A 16468-nucleotide genomic window follows, 5' to 3' on the forward strand; every position below is an offset into this window, starting at 1 on the left:
GGGATCGGGCGGGGGTCGTCGGTGCGGCGGCACTCGGCCGCCGACGTGCGGTCGTCGGGGCGACCGCACGCGAGGCGTGCGTCACGGGTTCGGGCCTTTCCACCGATCACGCTCCGTCGCGCGACCGGTGCAGGAAACCTTAGCACCAGCGTTACCGTTTCGTTACCATTCTCGGCCGATCCGCCGACGCGCCGTCACCGCCGCTCGTTCCCCCGGCGGTAGTTGCCCGTGACCCGGGCCAGCAGGTGCTGGGCCGCGAGCTCGTCGCCGGACTCCTCGGCACGTTCGAGCCCGGCGACGAGCCGCGCGGCGGCCGCGCCGCCGACGGTCGTCACGACGCGGCCGCCGCGCGAGACGAGCACCACCCCGTCTTTCGCGACGCGGTAGTCGAACGGGTCGGAGACGAGGCGACCGCGTTCATCCGATGCGCCGTTGCGGCCCGCCACCGTGCGCCCGCCTACCGCAGGCTCTTCGTGTGCCAGACCGTCTTCGTCTCGGTGAACGCCGTGATGCGGCCGAGCGCGGGCGCCGCGGTATCGGGCCCGTTCTCGGGGCGCAGCACGCGCTTCAGCGTGTCGGCGGCATCGATCTCGAGCGAGACCCAGTCGAGCCCGCCCGCGCCGACGAGGTCGATGGCGTTGACGTCGGCGTGGCTCGCGAGCCACGGCGCGATCTCGGCGGGCGACCCCGTGAGCACGTTCACGACGCCCTTCGGCACGTCGCTCGTCGCGAGCACCTCGGCGAGCGAGATCGCCGACCGCGGGAATCGCTCGCTCGCGACGATCACGACCGAGTTGCCGGCCACGAGGGCGGGGGCGAGCGCCGACACGAAGCCGAGGAGCGACGAGTCCTGGGGCGCGACGATCGCGACGACGCCCGTCGGCTCGGGCACCGAGATGTTGAAGTACGGACCTGCGACCGGGTTCGCGTTGCCCGCGACCTGGGCGAACTTGTCGGCCCAGCCGGCGTACCAGACCCACCGGTCGATGGCCTCGTCGACCTGGGCGGTCGCGACGGCGCGCGAGACGCCCTCGGCCTCCTCGATCTCGGCGACGAACTGGGCTCGACGACCCTCGAGCACCTCGGCGATGCGGTACAGCACCTGGCCGCGGTTGTACGCGGTCGCACCGGCCCAGCCGGCGACGCCGCCGCGTGCCGCGACGACCGCGTCGCGCGCGTCCTTCCGCGAGGCCTTCGCGGCGTTGGCGAGGAAGCTCCCGTCGGCCGCGAGCACCTCGTAGGTGCGCCCCGACTCGCTGCGCGGGAACGCGCCGCCGATGTAGAGCTTGTACGTCTTCGGCACGGCGAGGCGGCTCACTTCGCGGCTCCCTTCTTCGCGGCGCCCGCTCGTCGGGCGCGGGGCTTCTTCGATGCGGATGCCTCGGCCGAGGCATCCGCGCGCTCGATGCGGCGCTGCGCACCCTGGCGGCCCGTCGTGACCTGCCCGGCCGAGCGGCCGATGGGCGCCGGCGACAGGTAGGCGGCGAGGCCGTGGCGGCCGCCCTCGCGACCGTAGCCCGACTCCTTGTAGCCGCCGAAGGGCGAGCTCGGGTCGAAGCGGTTGAACGTGTTCGCCCAGATCACGCCGGCGCGCAGCTGGTCGGCGACGGCGAGGATGCGGCTGCCCTTGTCGGTCCAGATGCCGGCCGAGAGGCCGTAGGGGGTGTTGTTCGCCTTCGCGATCGCCTCCTGCGGCGTGCGGAACGTGAGCACCGAAAGCACCGGGCCGAAGATCTCCTCACGGGCGATGCGGCTCGAGGTCTGCACGTTCGTGAAGATCGTCGGCGCGTACCAGAACCCGTTCTCGGGGATCTCGCACGGGGCGCTCCAGCGCTCGGCACCCTCGGCGACTCCCGCGTCGCTCAGCGTGCGGATGCGCTCGAGCTGCTCGCGGGAGTTGATCGCGCCGATGTCGGTGTTCTTGTCGAGGGGGTCGCCGAGGCGCAGCGTCGAGAGGCGCGTCTTCAGGCGCTCGACGACCTCGTCGTGGATGTTCTCCTGCACGAGCAGGCGGCTGCCGGCGCAGCAGACGTGGCCCTGGTTGAAGAAGATGCCGTTGACGATGCCCTCGATCGCCTGGTCGATCGGCGCGTCGTCGAAGACGATGTTCGCGGCCTTGCCGCCGAGCTCGAGGGTCGCCTTCTTGTCGGTGCCCGCGATCTGCTTCGCGATCGCGCGGCCGACCGCGGTCGAGCCCGTGAACGCGACCTTGTCGACGCCCTCGTGCGCGACGAGTGCAGCGCCCGTGTCGCCGGCACCCGTGACGATGTTGACGACGCCCGGGGGCAGGTCGGCCTGCTGCAGGATCTCGGCGAAGATGAGCGCCGTGAGCGGCGTGGTCTCGGCGGGCTTCAGCACGACCGTGTTGCCGGCGGCGAGCGCGGGCGCGATCTTCCACGCGAGCATGAGCAGCGGGAAGTTCCACGGGATCACCTGGGCGGCGACGCCGAGCGAGCGCGGGTCGGCGCCGAGGCCGGCGTGGTCGAGCTTGTCGGCCCAGCCCGCGTAGTAGAAGAACCACGCGGCCACGAGCGGCACGTCGACGTCGCGCGACTCCTTGATGGGCTTGCCGTTGTCGAGGGACTCGGCGACGGCGAGCTCGCGGGCGCGCTCCTGCACGAGGCGGGCGATGCGGAAGAGGTACTTGCCGCGGTCGCGGCCGCTCATCTTCGACCAGACGCGGTCGTACGCGCGCCGGGCGGCGGCGACCGCGTCGTCGATGTCGGCCTCGTTCGCGTTCGCGATCATCGCGATGCGCTCTTCGCTCGCGGGCGAGATGGTCTGGAAGGGGGTGCCGCGACCGTCGACGAACTCGCCGTCGATGAAGAGCCCGTAGGCGTCGCGGAGGTCGAGGATGGCACGCGACTCGGGGGCCGGCGCGTAATCGAGGAAGCTCATGTTCAATCCAGTCAGTCGATCGTCACGTAGTCGGCGCCCGAGTAGTGCCCGGTCGTCATCTTCTGCCGCTGCAGCAGCACGTCGTTGAGGAGGCTCGACGCGCCGAAGCGGAACAGGTGGGGCACGAGCCACTCCTCGCCGACGGTCTCGGCGACCGTGACGAGGTACTTGATCGCGTCCTTCGAGGAGCGGATGCCGCCGGCCGGCTTGACGCCCACGCGGTGGCCGGTGAGGCGATACCAGTCGCGCACGACCTCGAGCATGAGCAGCGTGACGGGCAGGGTCGCCGCCGGCTGCACCTTGCCGGTGGAGGTCTTGATGAAGTCGCCGCCCGCGAGGATCGCGAGCCACGAGGCGCGGCGCACGTTGTCGTAGGTGACGAGCTCGCCCGTCTCGAGGATCACCTTGAGGCTCGCGCTCGTGCCGTCGGCACGGCGGCACGCCTCTTTCACGGCCGCGATCTGGTCGAACACCTCGCCGTAGCGCCCGGCGAGGAACGCGCCGCGGTCGATCACCATGTCGATCTCGTCGGCACCCGCCGCGACGGCCTCGGCCGTGTCGGCGAGCTTGATCTCGAGCGACGAGCGACCCGACGGGAAGGCGGTCGCGACCGCGGCCACCGAGATGAGCCCGTCGTCGGGGTCGCCGTGCGCGGCACCGAGGGCATCGATCGCGGACGGCACCATGTCGCCGTAGACGCAGACCGCGGCGACGCGCGGCACCGTCGGGTCGGCCGGGTCGGGGTTCATGGCCTTCGCGACGAGCGAGCGCACCTTGCCGGGGGTGTCGGCGCCCTCGAGGGTCGTGAGGTCGATGAGCGAGATGATCTTGTCGAGCGCCCAGCGCTTCGAGGTGGTCTTGATCGAACGCGTGCCGAGGGCCGCGGCGCGCTGCTCGAGACCGACGGCGTCGACGCCCGGGATGCCGTGGAGGTAGCGACCGAGGGTCTGATCGTCGGGTTCGCCGCCGAGCACGGCGAGCGCGCGCTCGCGCGCGGTGACGAGCGCGGTGCCGGTGTTGACCGGTGCTGACATGGGGTGACCTGGCTTTCGTTGCGAGATGCGGGACGGCGTCAGCCGTCGAGGAGATGGAGGGCGGTCGCCTCGTCGGTGACGAGCACCGAGCAGAGGCCGCTGCGCACGACCGCGTCGGCCACGGCGTGCTTCGCGGGGCCGGCGACGACCGCGACGGCGAGGCGCGCCGCACGCAGCTCGTCGAGCGTGAGCCCGACCGTGCGCGCGTCGAGCGCGGGGTCGACGATGTTGCCGTCGGAGTCGATGTAGCGGCCCACGACGTCGCCGACGGCGCCCTTCGCGACGAGCAGGTCGACGTCGGTCGGCGACAGGTAGCCGCTCTCGACGTGCACCGAGTTGTGGTCGGCGGCGCCCGCGCTGAAGAGGTAGGCGTCGGCGGACCGGGCGAGCTCGATCACGCCCGCGACGACGCGATCGGACTCGATCGCCTCTTTCGTCTCGAGCCGCTCGAGGATGGCGGGGCTCGGCAGCAGGGTCGCCTGGCCGCCGCCCTTCTGCGCGATCGACACGGCGGTCGCGGCTGCCGTGCCCGCGCGACGGTTGAGGCTCACGCCGCCGTTGATCTGCACGACGTTGACGCCGGTCGCCCAGCCGTTGCGCAGGTGCTGCGAGATCTCGAACAGGGTGCGCCCCCAGCTCACGCCGAGGGTGCGCGGCACGGGACGCAGGGCCGTGAGGTAGTCGGCGGCCGCCTGCGCGGTGCGCGCCTGCAGCTCTTCGAACGATGCGACGCCGGCCGACGACACGACGATGGCGTCGTCGAGGCCGCGCTCCTCGCGGAGCCGACGCTCGATCGGGAGCCTGCGTGCACGCGGATGCACGATCTCGATGCGGATGAACCCGCGATGCTTCGCCTGCGCGAGGAGGCGACCGACCTTCCACCGGGTGAGGTTCAGCGCCTGCCCGATCTCGTCCTGGGTCTTGTTCTCCTCGTAGTAGAGCTCAGCCGCCCTGATCGAGAGGAGTTCGTCGATCTCGTCCATGCGCCTCCGTCCGCCTCGCCTTCCAGCGTAGGCAGCCCGATGCGCAGCGGCAACACTCGCGGGCATTCCTGCTCATATGAGCATTCCGGCGACGGATGCTGCGCGCCTATGCTGGTGCAATGCCCACGCCCCTCGCGCTCGCCGTGGACTTCGGCGGCACCAAGGTCGAAGCCGCCCTCGTCGACGAACTCGGCCGCCTCGTCCCCGACTCCCGCCACCGCCGCCCGACCGGCCCGACCGCGTCCGCGACCGAGCTCGACGACGCCGTCCGCGGCGTCGTCGCCGAGGCCGTCGCCGCGCTGCCCGCCGACGCCGAACTCATCGGGGTCGGCGCCGGTTCCGCCGGCCCCATCGACGTCGCGACGGGGCGCGTCTCACCGCTCAACGTGCCCGCCTGGCGCATGCACCCGCTGCGCGACGTCCTCGTCGAGGCCGCGCCCGGGGTGCCCGTGACGCTCCGCATCGACGGGCTGTGCATCGCCCTCGCCGAGCACTGGGTCGGTGCAGGGCGCGAGGCCGAGAACCTGCTCGGCATGGTCGTGTCGACCGGCGTCGGCGGCGGCATCGTCATCGGCGGCCGCGCCGTCGCCAGCCCGACCGGCAACGGCGGGCACATCGGCCATATCGAGGTCGGCGGTTTCGACGACCGCTGCGCGTGCGGCGGTCGCGGGTGCCTCGAAGCGGTCGCCTCCGGGCCGCGCACCGTCGCCTGGGCACGGTCGCAGGGCTTCGCGGGCACGACCGGAGAAGACCTCGCCCGTGCGCACGCGGCGGGCGACGAGATCGCGATCGCCGCCGTCGAACGCGCCGGTCGCGCGATCGGTCAGGCGATCGCGTCGGCCACGAACCTGCTCGACCTCGACCTCGTGGCGATCGGCGGAGGCTTCTCGCGCGTCTCCCCCGTGCTCTTCGACCATGCTCGGGCCGCGGTCGCCGAGCGCACCGCGTTCGCGTTCGCCACCCGGGTCGAGATCGTGCCGTCGGGCCTCTCCGACGAGGGCCCCCTCATCGGCGCCGCCACCCTCGTGCATCGCCCCGACCTCGTCGTCTGACCCACCGGCGCCGACCCGGTGCGCGGGGCCGGAACGGCGCTGCGGGACGCACGCGTGGTACGGGGGGCCCCGCGCGATTCAGGCCCCGTCGAGTCCGGCCGCAGGGGCTCCCGTGCCGACGGCGGCGAACTCCGGTGCGAGCGAGCGCACGTGCGCTCGCTGCCGCACGAGCACGATCGCACCGAGGCCGACGAGCACGACGAACGCGATCGTCAGCGTGGTGAACGCGAACCAGTTCGCGTCGAGCGCGAGCACGATGCCCGCCGACACGACGGTGATGCCCGCGGCGGCCACCTTCGAGCCCGCCTTCAGCCGGACCGCGGGACTCGGACGGCCGGCGACGTCGCCGCGGCCGATCAGCAGGTCGGCGAAGGCGTCGACGGTCGCGAACAACGCCCCCGAGTACGCGAGCGCGCAGCCGAGCGCTCCCCACAGGTTCGGCGACTTCGCCGCGGCGACCGTCTCGGCGGCGAGTGACAGGAACTCCATGGCACCCGGATGCTAGCCGCACCCCGTCGAGGTCGCGAGTCGCCCGTCTGCGGGGTACGTCAGCGGCCGGCGTCCTCCACGTACCGGGGGCGCGCGGCGACGACGCCCGCGACCGCACCGGGCACGACCGAGGCGAGCAGCAGCATGATCGGCACCGTCCACCCCCCGGTCGCCGCGTGCACGAACCCGACCAGCAGCGGCCCCGCGGCGGCGACGAGGTACCCGATCGACTGCACGAACCCCGACAACGCGACGGCGCCGGCGTGCGTGCGCGAGCGGAGGTTGATGAGCACGAGCGCGAGCGGGAACATCAGCGGCCCGGTGCCCGCGAGCGCCACCCAGAGCCAGGTCGCCGTCGCCGGCATGAGCAGCAGTCCGGCGTAGCCGAGCACGAAGGCCGCCATCGACACCGCGACGAGCGCACGCACGTGCCCGTACCGGGCCGCGACGATCGGCACGACGATGCCCGCGGGCAGGCCCATCGCGGCGTAGAGCGACAGCAGCGCCCCGGCCTGCGCCGGACCGACCCCGGCGATGTCGACGAGGATGCGCGGCAGCCACGCGAACGCCGAGTACGCGTTGAACGAGCTGACGATGAAGATGACGACGAGCGCCCAGGCGACGGGCGATCGCACGACCCGGCCGAAGGCGCCGGCACCCGGCTCCTCGGGCAGCGACTCGACGGCGTCGCGCTTCGGGTGCAGGAGCAGCGCGACCCACGGGATCACCGAGACGACGGCCATCACGGCCCAGGCCCCGATCGAGACGCGCCAGCCCGCGGCATCCGCGACCGGAACCGCGACGAGCGGCGGGATGAACGTGCTGACCGACATCGCCGTGACGTAGATCGTCGTCACGAGCCCGATGCGATCGGGGAAGTATCGCTTGACGAGCGGCGGCAGCAGCACGTTGCCGATGCCCGTGGTCGCGAAGATCACCGCGCCGGCCGCGACGAGGGCGAGCGCCGAGTCGGCGAGGCCGCGCCAGGCGAGTCCGGCCGTGAGCGCGACGAGTGCGCCGACGAGCAGCGGCTCGAGGCCGAATCGCTTCGCGAGCGGCGGCGTCGCGATGCCGAACACGGCGAAGCAGAGCGGGGGCAGCATGCCGAGCAGGCCGACGACCGCCGGGTCGAGCGCGATCTCGTGCTCGACGCGCGCGATGATCGGCGACAGCGAGGCCACGCCCGTGCGCAGGTTGAACGCGACGAGCGCGATGCCGACGAGCGCGAGGGTGCGGCCGGCCCACAGGGGCCGCGCGGCGCCCGTCACAGGCCGAGGATGACGCGCGTGCGCTCGACGTCGTCGCGAATGGTGTCGATGAGCGCCGGGATGGTCGTGAACGCGATCATCCCGCGGATGCGGTCGACGAACTCCACGTCGACGACGTGGTCGTAGAGGTCGAGCTCGCGGTCGAGCACGTACGCCTCGACCTGCTTCTTCGGCACGCCCTCGAAGGTGGGGTTGTCGCCGACCGAGATCGCCGCGGGGTACCGGGTTCCGGCGTCGGTGAGCCAGCCCGCGTACACGCCGTCGGCGGGGATGAGGCCCTCGGACTCGGGCGTGAGGTTCGCGGTCGGATAGCCGAGTTCGCGGCCACGGGCGGCACCGTGCACGACGATGCCCGAGACGGTGGGCGTGTGCCCGAGCAGCTCGGTGGCGTGCCGCACGTCGCCCTCGGCGAGGAGCTCGCGCACCCAGCTCGACGACACGCGCCGCTCGCCCTCGGGGGCGACGTCGTCGACGACCTCGACCGTGAACCCGAAGGTCGCGCCGAGGTCGGCGAGCAGTGCGACGTCGCCGGCGCCGCGTGCGCCGTAGCGGAAGTCGCGCCCGACGAGCACGGCCTTCGCGTGCAGCGTGTCGACGAGCACGCGCTCGACGAACTCGGTCGCCGGCACCGACGCGAGAGCGCGGTCGAACGGCAGCAGCACGGTGGCGTCGATGCCGGTCGTCGCGAGCAGCTCGAGCTTCTGCCGGTTGCTCACGAGCGACTCGGGGCACTTGTCGGGCGCGAGCAGCGCGAGCGGATTGCGGTCGAAGGTGACGACCGTCGTCGTGAGGCCGTCGGCCTCGGCGATGCCGCGCAGGCGCGAGATGATCTCGCGATGCCCGCGGTGCACGCCGTCGAACTTGCCGATCGTCACGGCGGTCGGCCCGAAGCCGTGCGGCACCGCCTCGAGCCCCTTGTAGGTCTTCACTCGGCGCCCGCCTCGCCCTGCGCCGCGGCCGACCGGGGGCCGGGCCGATCGCCGGCGTCGGGGGCCGGCCGGTGCTTCGCGAGCCACCACATGCCGAGCACGGGCAGCACGAGCGGGATGAAGAGGTACCCGCGACCGAACCACGACCACACGGTGTCGTGCGGGAACAGCGCCGGGTCGACGACGCTCAGCGCGCCGACCACGAGCACGCCCGTGAGCTCGAAGACCAGCGTCACCCAGGCGACGCGATACCACGCCCGCCCCGGCCGCACGAGGGCGATCGTCGCGACGACGTAGACGACCGCGGCGAGCGCCGACAGCGCGTACGCCAACGGCGCCTCGTCGAACTTCGAGACGATCTGCACGAACGACCGGCCGAGCGCGGCGAGCGCGAGCACGCCGTAGACCGCGACCAGCACGCGACCGACGCCGCTCATGCGGGTGGCGCGGGGGCCGGTCGCGCTGGTCGGGGCGGGGGCGCTCTGCAGTCGTTCCATGACGTTCGATTCTCTCAGACGCTGGCAGCCTCAGATGCCCTGCACGGTCCAGATCTGGAACATGCGGTACACCATCACTCCGACCGCGAGCGCGGCGACGCCGAGCACGACCGTCGACCAGCGGTTGGGCTCGAGCAGCGCCCAGAACGCCGCGGCGGGCGGCACGAGCGCGGCCGCGACGAGGTACACCCAGAACTCGAGCAGGCTGCCCGTCGGCGCGTTGCCGACGGCGGGGGCGACGATCGCGACGACGATCTGCGCGAGCAGCAGCACCTCGACGACCGCGAGCGAGCCGAGGGTGAGGTCGCTCGGCGTACGACCGGCGAGGCCGAGCACGAGGCACAGCAGCCCGGCCACGACGGCGACGGCCAGCTGCACCCAGGTGAACCACTCGATCATGCGCGCTGCTCCTGCGGGAATCCGGTGACGACCTTCCACTGGCCGCCGCGGCGCTCGACGATCGCGACCAGGCGGTCTCGGGGCGCGATCGCGGCGACGGCACCCGTCGCGGCGGCAGTACCCGGGGATGCCTCGACGCCGGCGTCGCCCGCGACGATGCGCTTGCCGTGGCCGAGATCGACCGCCTCGGCCTCGGACACCTCGATGACGGGCAGTGTGCGCCGGGCGGCGTCGGCGGGTGCGATGAGGCGCGCGGCGACGTCGAAGCCCTCGAGCTCGCCGGCCTCGTCGACGGCGAAGCGCCCGATGCGGCTGCGCCGCAGCGCGGTCAGGTGCGCGGCGGTGCCGAGGGAGGCGCCGAGGTCGCGGGCGAGCGCGCGCACGTAGGTGCCCGACGAGCACTCGACGCGCACGTCGAGGTCGAGGCATCCGTCGTCGCCCGGACGGACGCCGAGCAGCTCGTAGGCCGACACGGTCACCCGGCGCGGCGTGATCTCGACGGTCTCGCCGTCGCGCACGCGCTGGTAGGCGCGCTTGCCGTCGATCTTGACCGCACTCACCGAGCTCGGCACCTGGTCGATCTCGCCCGTGAACGCGCGCATGGCCTCCCGGAGGACCGCGTCGTCGGCCGACGCGGCGAGCGCCGCGACGGCGGCGTCGCCCTCGGGAGTACGGGGCAGGGCGTCGCCCTCGGCGTCGTCGGTGGTCGTGCCGACGCCCAGCCGCACCGTCGCGAAGTACTCCTTGTCGAGGCCGACGAGGTAGTGCAGCAGGCGGGTCGCACTCTCGACGCCCAGCACGAGCAGGCCCGTCGCCATGGGGTCGAGGGTGCCGGCGTGCCCGATCTTGCGGGTGCCGGCGAGACGACGCATGCGCGCGACGACGTCGTGGCTCGTGATTCCCTGCGGCTTGTCGACGAGGAGGATGCCGCTGTTCACGCCGTACAGGCTAACAGTCGGGCGGGCCGCACCGGCGCCGCCCGGCCCGCGACCGCGCCCCGCGAGCGGCCGCCCCGTCGTGCGGCCCTACGCTGGATGCCGTGAGGATCGGCATCATCGGCGCAGGCGCGCTCGGCGGGACGTTCGCGGCACTGCTCGCACGGGCGGGGCACGAGGTCGAGGTCACCGCGCGAGGCGCGGGGCTCGCGGCGATCCGCGAGCACGGCATCCGGCTGAGCGGCGGCTACGGCGACGCGCACGCACGCGTCGCGGCCGGCGAGACCCTGTCGGTGCGACCCGAGCTCGTGCTCGTGTGCACGAAGGCGCAGGATGCGGCCGCCGCGATCGAGGCGAACGCCGCCCTCGTCGACGGCGTTCCCGTGGTCGTCGTGCAGAACGGCCTCGACGGCGTCGCCACGGCCGAGCGTCTGCTGCCCGCCTCGACGTGCGTCGGCCTGCTGTCGATCATCGCCGCGAACTACACCCAGCCCGGCGCGGTGCGGGTGACGACCCCGGCGACGAGCTACCTCGGCCGCGGCGACGGCGAGCCCGACGCCGAGTCGGTGCGCCTCGCCCGGGTCCTCTCCGACGCCGTGCCGGTCGTCGCGATCCCGGGCTTCCGCGGCGCGCAGTGGACGAAGCTCGTCGTCAACATGGTCAACGCGGTGCCGGCGATCGTCGGGCGCAGCGTGCAGGAGGTGATCGACGACCGCCGCCTCCGACGCGTCGTCGCCGCCTCGATGCGCGAGACGGTTCGGGTCGGCATCGCCCGCGGGGTGCGGTTCGGTTCGCTCCAGGGGCTCGGCGACCGACGCCTGCGTCTCTTCGCCAGGATGCCGCTCGTCATCGGCCAGGTGCTCCCCTGGCTCATGCGCGTTCGCATGGGCCGGGTGCCGAACCTCGGGTCGACCCAGCAGAGCGTTCGACGCGGCCAGCCGACCGAGATCGACTTCCTCAACGGCGCCGTCGTGCGCGAGGCTGCGGCCGCGGGCCTCGACGCGCCCGTCAGCCGCGCGCTCACGGCGCTCGTGCACGAGGTCGAGGCCGCCGGCGAGCCGCTGCCCGACGAGCGGGTGCTCACCGCCGTTCCGCTCTGACCCCTGGCGCGGCGGGCGGACGCCGCGCGTACCGTGCCGGCCGGGTCGGCTCCGATCGACGACGAAGGGGGCCCGGCGAACCGGACCCCCTTCATTCAGCGTGCTGCCTCAGCGCCGCCTCGGCCTCAGGCCTTCTTGCGACGCAGGCGTGCGACGACCACGAAGGCGGCGCCCGCGAGCACGATCACGCCGGCGACGATCGCGATCGAGGTGCCGGCGAAGCCGGTCTCGGCGAGGTCCTGGCTGCCCGAGGCGGCCGGCGTGGCGGGGCTGTCGCCGTCGCCGTCACCGGGCTCGGTCGGCTCGCCCGGAGTCTCGGTCACGGGCGGTGCCGCGATGCAGTCGGGCGTGGCCGGCGGGTAGGCCAGCGCGACCTTGAGCTCGGGGTTGACGACGAGCTCGGCGCTCGTGAGGTCGCGGGTCCAGGCGAAGTTGCCGTCGGTCTCGACCCACGTGCCGTCCTCGAGCTGCTCCCAGCCCGGCCAGCCGTTCGCGTTGCCCTCGTCGTCGACCGAGGCACCGGGCCAGAGCACCTTGCCCTCGAGCTTGCCCGAGTCGTCGAGCGTGCCGAGCGCGAGGGTCTCGGTGTTCACGCCGTCGCTCAGCACGAGCGAGACGTCGTGGCTCGTGGCCTCGCCGTCGGGGTCGGTGAGGGTGACGTCGAAGAAGATCCACGGCGAGTCGGCGAGGCACACGCCGGTCGCGACCGAGCCCTCGAGCGTGGGGTCGGTGGGCTGCTCGGGCTCCTCGCCGCACGGCTGGTTCGTGAAGGTGAACGGCCACGCCGTCTGGGCGCCCTCGGCGAACTCGTAGCCCTCGTTGGCGGTCGCCGTGATGACGACCTGGCCCGCCTCGACCGAGCCGGCGTGGGCCCACGTGATCGCGTCGGTGTTCTCGGGCTGGGTGAACGCGTCGTTCTCGGTGCCGCACAGGTCGACCGCCGTCGGGACGTCGGTGATGGTGACGGGCTCGGGGCCCTCCTCGCACGGCACGTTCGTGAAGACGTGCTTGAACGTGTAGGACTTCGATCCGTCGGGGAACGTCTTGTCGGTCTTGATCGTCACCGTGACGGTCTGGTTGCCGTTCTCGTCGATCTCGCTCAGCGTCCACGCGAGGTCGTCGGTGTCCTTCGGGAGGGTGAAGCCGTCGCGGTCGACGCCGCAGACGTCGAGGAGGTCGGGCGTCGCGGGAATCGTGAGCTTGCCCGGCTCGGGCTGCTCGGGCTTCGTGCAGTCGTCGGTCAGGAGCAGGTCCTGATCGCCGTTGCCCTCGACGGTGTAGGTCTTGCCCTTCTTGACGTAGCTGAACGTCGGGTAGATGTCCTCGAGGTCCTGGTGCTTGTCGTGGCCCGAGCGGAAGAAGGCGTTGACCGACGTCGTGATCCGCACGAACGGGTTCGTCTCGCTGTGCGTCGCGTGGCAGAAGGTGATCTTCTTGACCGTCTCCACGTTGTCGCACTGGTCGTCGGTGATGGTGATCGAACCGGTGTTCTCCTGCGAGACGTCCGCCGTGTCCTTCGCGGTCCACGTGCCGGTGAGCGTGAGCGTGTACGTGCCGGGCTCGACATCGGCCTGCACGAAGGACTCGCTCTTGCCCTTCTTGATCTCCGCACCGACCGGAACGATGTCGGGGTTGCTCGAGGCGGTGATCGTCTCGGCCTTGTTCGACTCCGAGTTCTTCACCGTCCAGGTGATCGACGGCGTACCGTCGGTGTCGCAGACGGTCGAGGCCGTGATCGTGTTGTGGTGCGCCGACGCAGGGGCCGCCACGCCGACGAGGGCGAGGCCCGCGCCGAGCGCGAGCGCGGCCACGGCCGCGGCGAGGCGCCGCACCGGGTTGTGAGTGGGGCGATTCCGCATGCGGATGTCGCCGTGGGCATCGTGCGTCGGACCGACGCCGAGCTTGCTCATTCGGGATATCTCCTGGGTTCGGCCCAGCGGGGGCGGCGAAAACCGGGTGGAGTGAACGAGCGGAGAGCGCGTCGAAGCGCGGTCGCTGGGCGATCGACCCGACCGCCACCACGTGCGGCGCACGCGTGGCTCGGGTCGATCGCGCAGCGACGATCGGCGCGGACGGGTGGTCGCGCCGATCTCTGCGGGATGTTCGGGTGATTCGGGTGTTGCTCGGGTGGTGCGTCGGGTTTCGCTGCCTGCCGGGGGCTTGGGCAATCAGTTCATTATGTCCTCAAAGTGGGGGACGCGCTACCGTTTCGAGCGGGTGCGTGCGCAGATGTCCCCCGAAGACGGGGTACTCCGATCGGGGTACAGCCCCGATCACGTCCGGGGCGTCGGGATCAGCGCCTGACCGGCCGTTCCTGGTCGGTCAGGTCGACGACCGCGTCGGCGACGCTGCGCGGGTCGCGGTCGGCGTACGCGAGCCGATCGGCCGGATCGACCGGGTCGCCGTCGACCGCGATCCGGTAGTCCCAGAGCTCGTCGAGCCGATCGCGCAGCACGAACCGGCCGTCGAGCACGAGGATCGCGTCGGCCGGGCCGGTGATCCACTTCGGCTCGACCCAGGCGTCGCGCGCCGGGTCGAGCACGCGCGTCACGAACGCGGTCGAGCCCGCCATGCGGAAGGGTTCGACGAGCACCCGGCGAAGCGCCGACTCGTCGAAGCCGTATCGGTAGTAGCGCTCGGCCGTGTCGTCGCCGTACGCGTCCTGCGCCGCCCGCGAGCGGTGGAACCCCTCCATGCGGGCACGGAAGACGGCGTGCCCGGCCTCGTCGAGCACGGCGCCGAGGTCGTCGGCCAGTGCGGTCTTGCCGCTCTGCACCGGCCCGTCGACGGCGACGATCATGCGGCCGCGACCGTACCTGCCCGAGATCTCGGTCGCGAGCTCTCGCAGGAACGCGATCCTGGGCGTCGTGGCGATCCGCATACGAGCGAGCATAGCTCCGCGGCATCCCGGGCCGGGCGCCCGCCGTCGTACGCTGGTCGGATGCCACGACCCCCAGCCGCCCCGATCGCCGACGTGCTCGTGGACTGGTTCGCCGGCGCCGCACGCCCGCTGCCGTGGCGGGCTGCCGACGTGTCGCCGTGGGCGGTGCTCGTGAGCGAGTTCATGCTGCAGCAGACCCAGGTCGACCGCGTCGCCCCGCGCTGGGAGGCCTGGATCGCCCGATGGCCCACCCCGGCGGCCCTCGCCGCCGAGCCCGCCGCCGAGGCGGTGCGCGCGTGGGACCGGCTGGGGTACCCGCGCCGGGCGCTGTGGCTGCACCGCGCAGCGGTCGAGATCGTCGAACGGCACGGTGGTGAGGTGCCCCGCGACCTCGACGCCCTGCTCGCGCTGCAGGGCGTCGGCCCGTACACGGCACGGGCGGTCGCGGCGTTCGCGTTCGGCGTCCGCGTTCCCGTCGTCGACACGAACACGCGGCGGGTGATCGCGCGGGCGATCGACGGCCAGGCCGAGCCCGCTCCCCCGTCGGCCGCGCGCGACCTGCCCGCCATGTCGGCCCTGCTGCCCGAATCGGATGCCGCGGCGCGCGCGTTCAACGCGGCCGCCATGGAGCTCGGGGCGACGGTGTGCGTGGCACGCGCGCCCCGGTGCGAGGCGTGCCCGATCCGCGACCTCTGCGCGTGGCGCTCTGCCGGGTACCCGGCCTACGACGGCCCCCGCAAGGCGAAGCAGGCACGGTTCGAGGGCTCCGACCGGCAAGTGCGCGGCCTCGTCATGCGCGAGCTGCGGGCCGCCCATCGTCCGGTCGCGCGTGCCGAGCTCGCCGCGGTGTGGGGCGACGCGGTCCAGCTCGACCGGGCGATCGCGGGCCTCGTGGCCGACGGGCTCGCGGTGGCGGCCGACGAGGGCCTCGTGCTCCCCGACGCCTGAGACCGGCTGCGGTCCGGCTTCGCCGACGCCCGGCCGGTGGTCCGGCCCGCGGCCGCCACGGGCGCCGACGGACTGTGCGAGCATGCTGGGATGACGCTCGCCTCCGACCCGCGACCCGCACCGAGCCCCGACGACCTGCTCGTGCTGCTCGCGGTCGCGCGGGCCGGCCGCTACACCATCGCCGCGGCCGAGCTCGGCCTCAACCACACGACCGTGGCCCGGCGCATCGACGCGCTCGAGAACGCGCTCGGCGGCCGGGTGCTCGCGCGCAGCGCATCGGGCTGGGTGCTCACGCCGCTCGGCGAGCACGCCGTCGCCTCGGCCGAGGCCGTCGAGCGGGCGATGCACGGCCTGCAGCCGGGCGGCACGACGCTCACGGGAGTGGTGCGGCTCTCGGCGACCGACGGCTTCAGCGGGTTCATCGCCGCACCCGCCATCGTGGCCGTGCGCCGCGAGCATCCGGACGTCACGCTCGAGATCGTCGCCGCGCAGCGTCGCGCCGCCCAGCAACGCGTCGGCATCGACCTCGAAGTCGTCGTCGGAAGGCCGCACGTGCACAAGGCGGAGGCGATCCACCTCGCCGACTACGTGCTCGGGCTCTATGCGAGCCGCGACTTCCTGGCCGCGAACGGCTCCCCCGCCTCGCCGCACGACCTCGCCGGCGAGCCGCTCGTCTACTTCATCGAGTCGATGCTGCAGGTCGACGCGCTCGACGAGGCCCGCCGCCCGACTCGCGGCATGGTCGACACCGTGTCGAGCACGAACGTGTACGTGCAGGTCGACGCGACCCGCGCCGGCGCGGGCTACGGGCTGCTGCCGGCCTTCCTCGCCGACCGCCACGACGACCTCGTGCGGCTGTTCCCCGACGAGATCGAGGAGCGGCTGCCGTACTGGCTCGTCTGCCGGCCCGAGGCGCTGCGCCAGCCCACCGTGCTCGCGTTCATCGCCGCGCTCCGGGCGCGGGTCGCCGAGGTGCAGGGGGCGCTGCTCGGCGTCGACGGCCGCGAACGCTGAACCGCCCGTCGGGGTCGACGGGCGGTTCGGGCAGTGCGGCG

17 protein-coding genes are annotated in these 16468 nt (G+C 73.0%); 4 read left to right on the forward strand and 13 right to left on the reverse strand.

The features are described 5' to 3' along the window. Positions 1-194: 194 nt before the first annotated feature. The 5 genes from AC3RJ6_RS15335 to AC3RJ6_RS15355 are packed head-to-tail and all read right to left on the reverse strand — an operon-like array spanning position 195 to position 4915. Complete coding sequence (locus AC3RJ6_RS15335) at positions 195-446, reverse strand: hypothetical protein (RefSeq protein ID WP_491427963.1); 252 nt, start codon at positions 444-446, stop codon at positions 195-197. Between the two features lie 11 nt (positions 447-457). Then, complete coding sequence (locus tag AC3RJ6_RS15340) at positions 458-1318, reverse strand: aldehyde dehydrogenase family protein (RefSeq protein WP_491427965.1); 861 nt, start codon at positions 1316-1318, stop codon at positions 458-460. Further along, positions 1315-2898, reverse strand: a complete 1584-nt coding sequence (locus AC3RJ6_RS15345) for an aldehyde dehydrogenase family protein (protein ID WP_491427966.1) — start codon at positions 2896-2898, stop codon at positions 1315-1317. The genes AC3RJ6_RS15340 and AC3RJ6_RS15345 overlap by 4 nt, the downstream gene beginning before the upstream one ends. Positions 2899-2909: 11 nt before the next feature. Beyond that, a complete protein-coding gene (gene deoC / locus AC3RJ6_RS15350; RefSeq protein ID WP_491427967.1) occupies positions 2910-3932 on the reverse strand; it encodes a deoxyribose-phosphate aldolase in 1023 nt (340 codons plus the stop codon). Positions 3933-3970: 38 nt separating this feature from the next. Continuing rightward, positions 3971-4915 (reverse strand): sugar-binding transcriptional regulator, encoded by a 945-nt coding sequence (locus tag AC3RJ6_RS15355; RefSeq protein ID WP_491427968.1) that lies wholly within the window; start codon positions 4913-4915, stop codon positions 3971-3973. A gap of 119 nt (positions 4916-5034) precedes the next feature. Between AC3RJ6_RS15355 and AC3RJ6_RS15360 the strand changes: the two genes are divergently transcribed. Then, positions 5035-5967, forward strand: coding sequence for an ROK family protein (locus AC3RJ6_RS15360; RefSeq protein ID WP_491427969.1), 933 nt, complete (start codon positions 5035-5037; stop codon positions 5965-5967). Between the two features lie 78 nt (positions 5968-6045). Here AC3RJ6_RS15360 and AC3RJ6_RS15365 read toward each other — a convergent pair whose 3' ends face one another. From AC3RJ6_RS15365 to truB, 6 genes are read right to left on the reverse strand one after another with little or no spacing between them, the layout of a single operon-like run. Then, on the reverse strand, positions 6046-6456 hold the full coding sequence (locus tag AC3RJ6_RS15365) for a hypothetical protein (RefSeq protein WP_491427970.1): 411 nt from the start codon (positions 6454-6456) through the stop codon (positions 6046-6048). Positions 6457-6515: 59 nt separating this feature from the next. Beyond that, the gene (locus tag AC3RJ6_RS15370; protein ID WP_491427971.1) at positions 6516-7724 is read right to left on the reverse strand and encodes an MFS transporter; all 1209 of its coding nucleotides are present in this window, start codon (positions 7722-7724) and stop codon (positions 6516-6518) included. Next, positions 7721-8653 (reverse strand): bifunctional riboflavin kinase/FAD synthetase, encoded by a 933-nt coding sequence (locus AC3RJ6_RS15375; protein WP_491427973.1) that lies wholly within the window; start codon positions 8651-8653, stop codon positions 7721-7723. The genes AC3RJ6_RS15370 and AC3RJ6_RS15375 overlap by 4 nt, the downstream gene beginning before the upstream one ends. Further along, the gene (locus AC3RJ6_RS15380) at positions 8650-9150 is read right to left on the reverse strand and encodes a hypothetical protein (protein ID WP_491427974.1); all 501 of its coding nucleotides are present in this window, start codon (positions 9148-9150) and stop codon (positions 8650-8652) included. Before AC3RJ6_RS15380 ends, AC3RJ6_RS15375 begins: the two co-directional genes overlap by 4 nt. Before the next feature lie 30 nt (positions 9151-9180). Then, the gene (locus AC3RJ6_RS15385) at positions 9181-9549 is read right to left on the reverse strand and encodes a hypothetical protein (RefSeq protein ID WP_491427975.1); all 369 of its coding nucleotides are present in this window, start codon (positions 9547-9549) and stop codon (positions 9181-9183) included. Beyond that, entirely contained in the window at positions 9546-10487 is a 942-nt protein-coding gene (gene truB, locus AC3RJ6_RS15390; protein ID WP_491427977.1) for a tRNA pseudouridine(55) synthase TruB, read from the reverse strand. The genes AC3RJ6_RS15385 and truB overlap by 4 nt, the downstream gene beginning before the upstream one ends. Positions 10488-10588: 101 nt before the next feature. Between truB and AC3RJ6_RS15395 the strand changes: the two genes are divergently transcribed. Then, positions 10589-11584: a ketopantoate reductase family protein gene (locus AC3RJ6_RS15395; RefSeq protein WP_491427978.1), complete on the forward strand. Its 996-nt coding sequence runs from the start codon at positions 10589-10591 to the stop codon at positions 11582-11584. A 125-nt stretch (positions 11585-11709) separates the two neighbouring features. Here the strand turns inward: AC3RJ6_RS15395 and AC3RJ6_RS15400 are convergent, their stop codons facing one another. After that, entirely contained in the window at positions 11710-13494 is a 1785-nt protein-coding gene (locus AC3RJ6_RS15400; RefSeq protein ID WP_491427979.1) for a hypothetical protein, read from the reverse strand. Between the two features lie 383 nt (positions 13495-13877). Further along, entirely contained in the window at positions 13878-14465 is a 588-nt protein-coding gene (locus AC3RJ6_RS15405; RefSeq protein WP_491427980.1) for a nucleoside/nucleotide kinase family protein, read from the reverse strand. A 60-nt stretch (positions 14466-14525) separates the two neighbouring features. Between AC3RJ6_RS15405 and AC3RJ6_RS15410 the strand changes: the two genes are divergently transcribed. Together AC3RJ6_RS15410 and AC3RJ6_RS15415 are read left to right on the forward strand one after the other, a co-directional pair. Then, positions 14526-15413 carry an HhH-GPD family protein gene (locus AC3RJ6_RS15410; protein WP_491427981.1) on the forward strand — a complete coding sequence of 296 codons (888 nt, stop codon included), beginning with the start codon at positions 14526-14528 and terminating at the stop codon, positions 15411-15413. 90 nt (positions 15414-15503) lie between these two features. Further along, entirely contained in the window at positions 15504-16427 is a 924-nt protein-coding gene (locus AC3RJ6_RS15415) for a LysR family transcriptional regulator (RefSeq protein ID WP_491427982.1), read from the forward strand. Positions 16428-16468: the final 41 nt, after the last annotated feature.

Source organism: Agromyces cucurbitae (assembly GCF_058349945.1).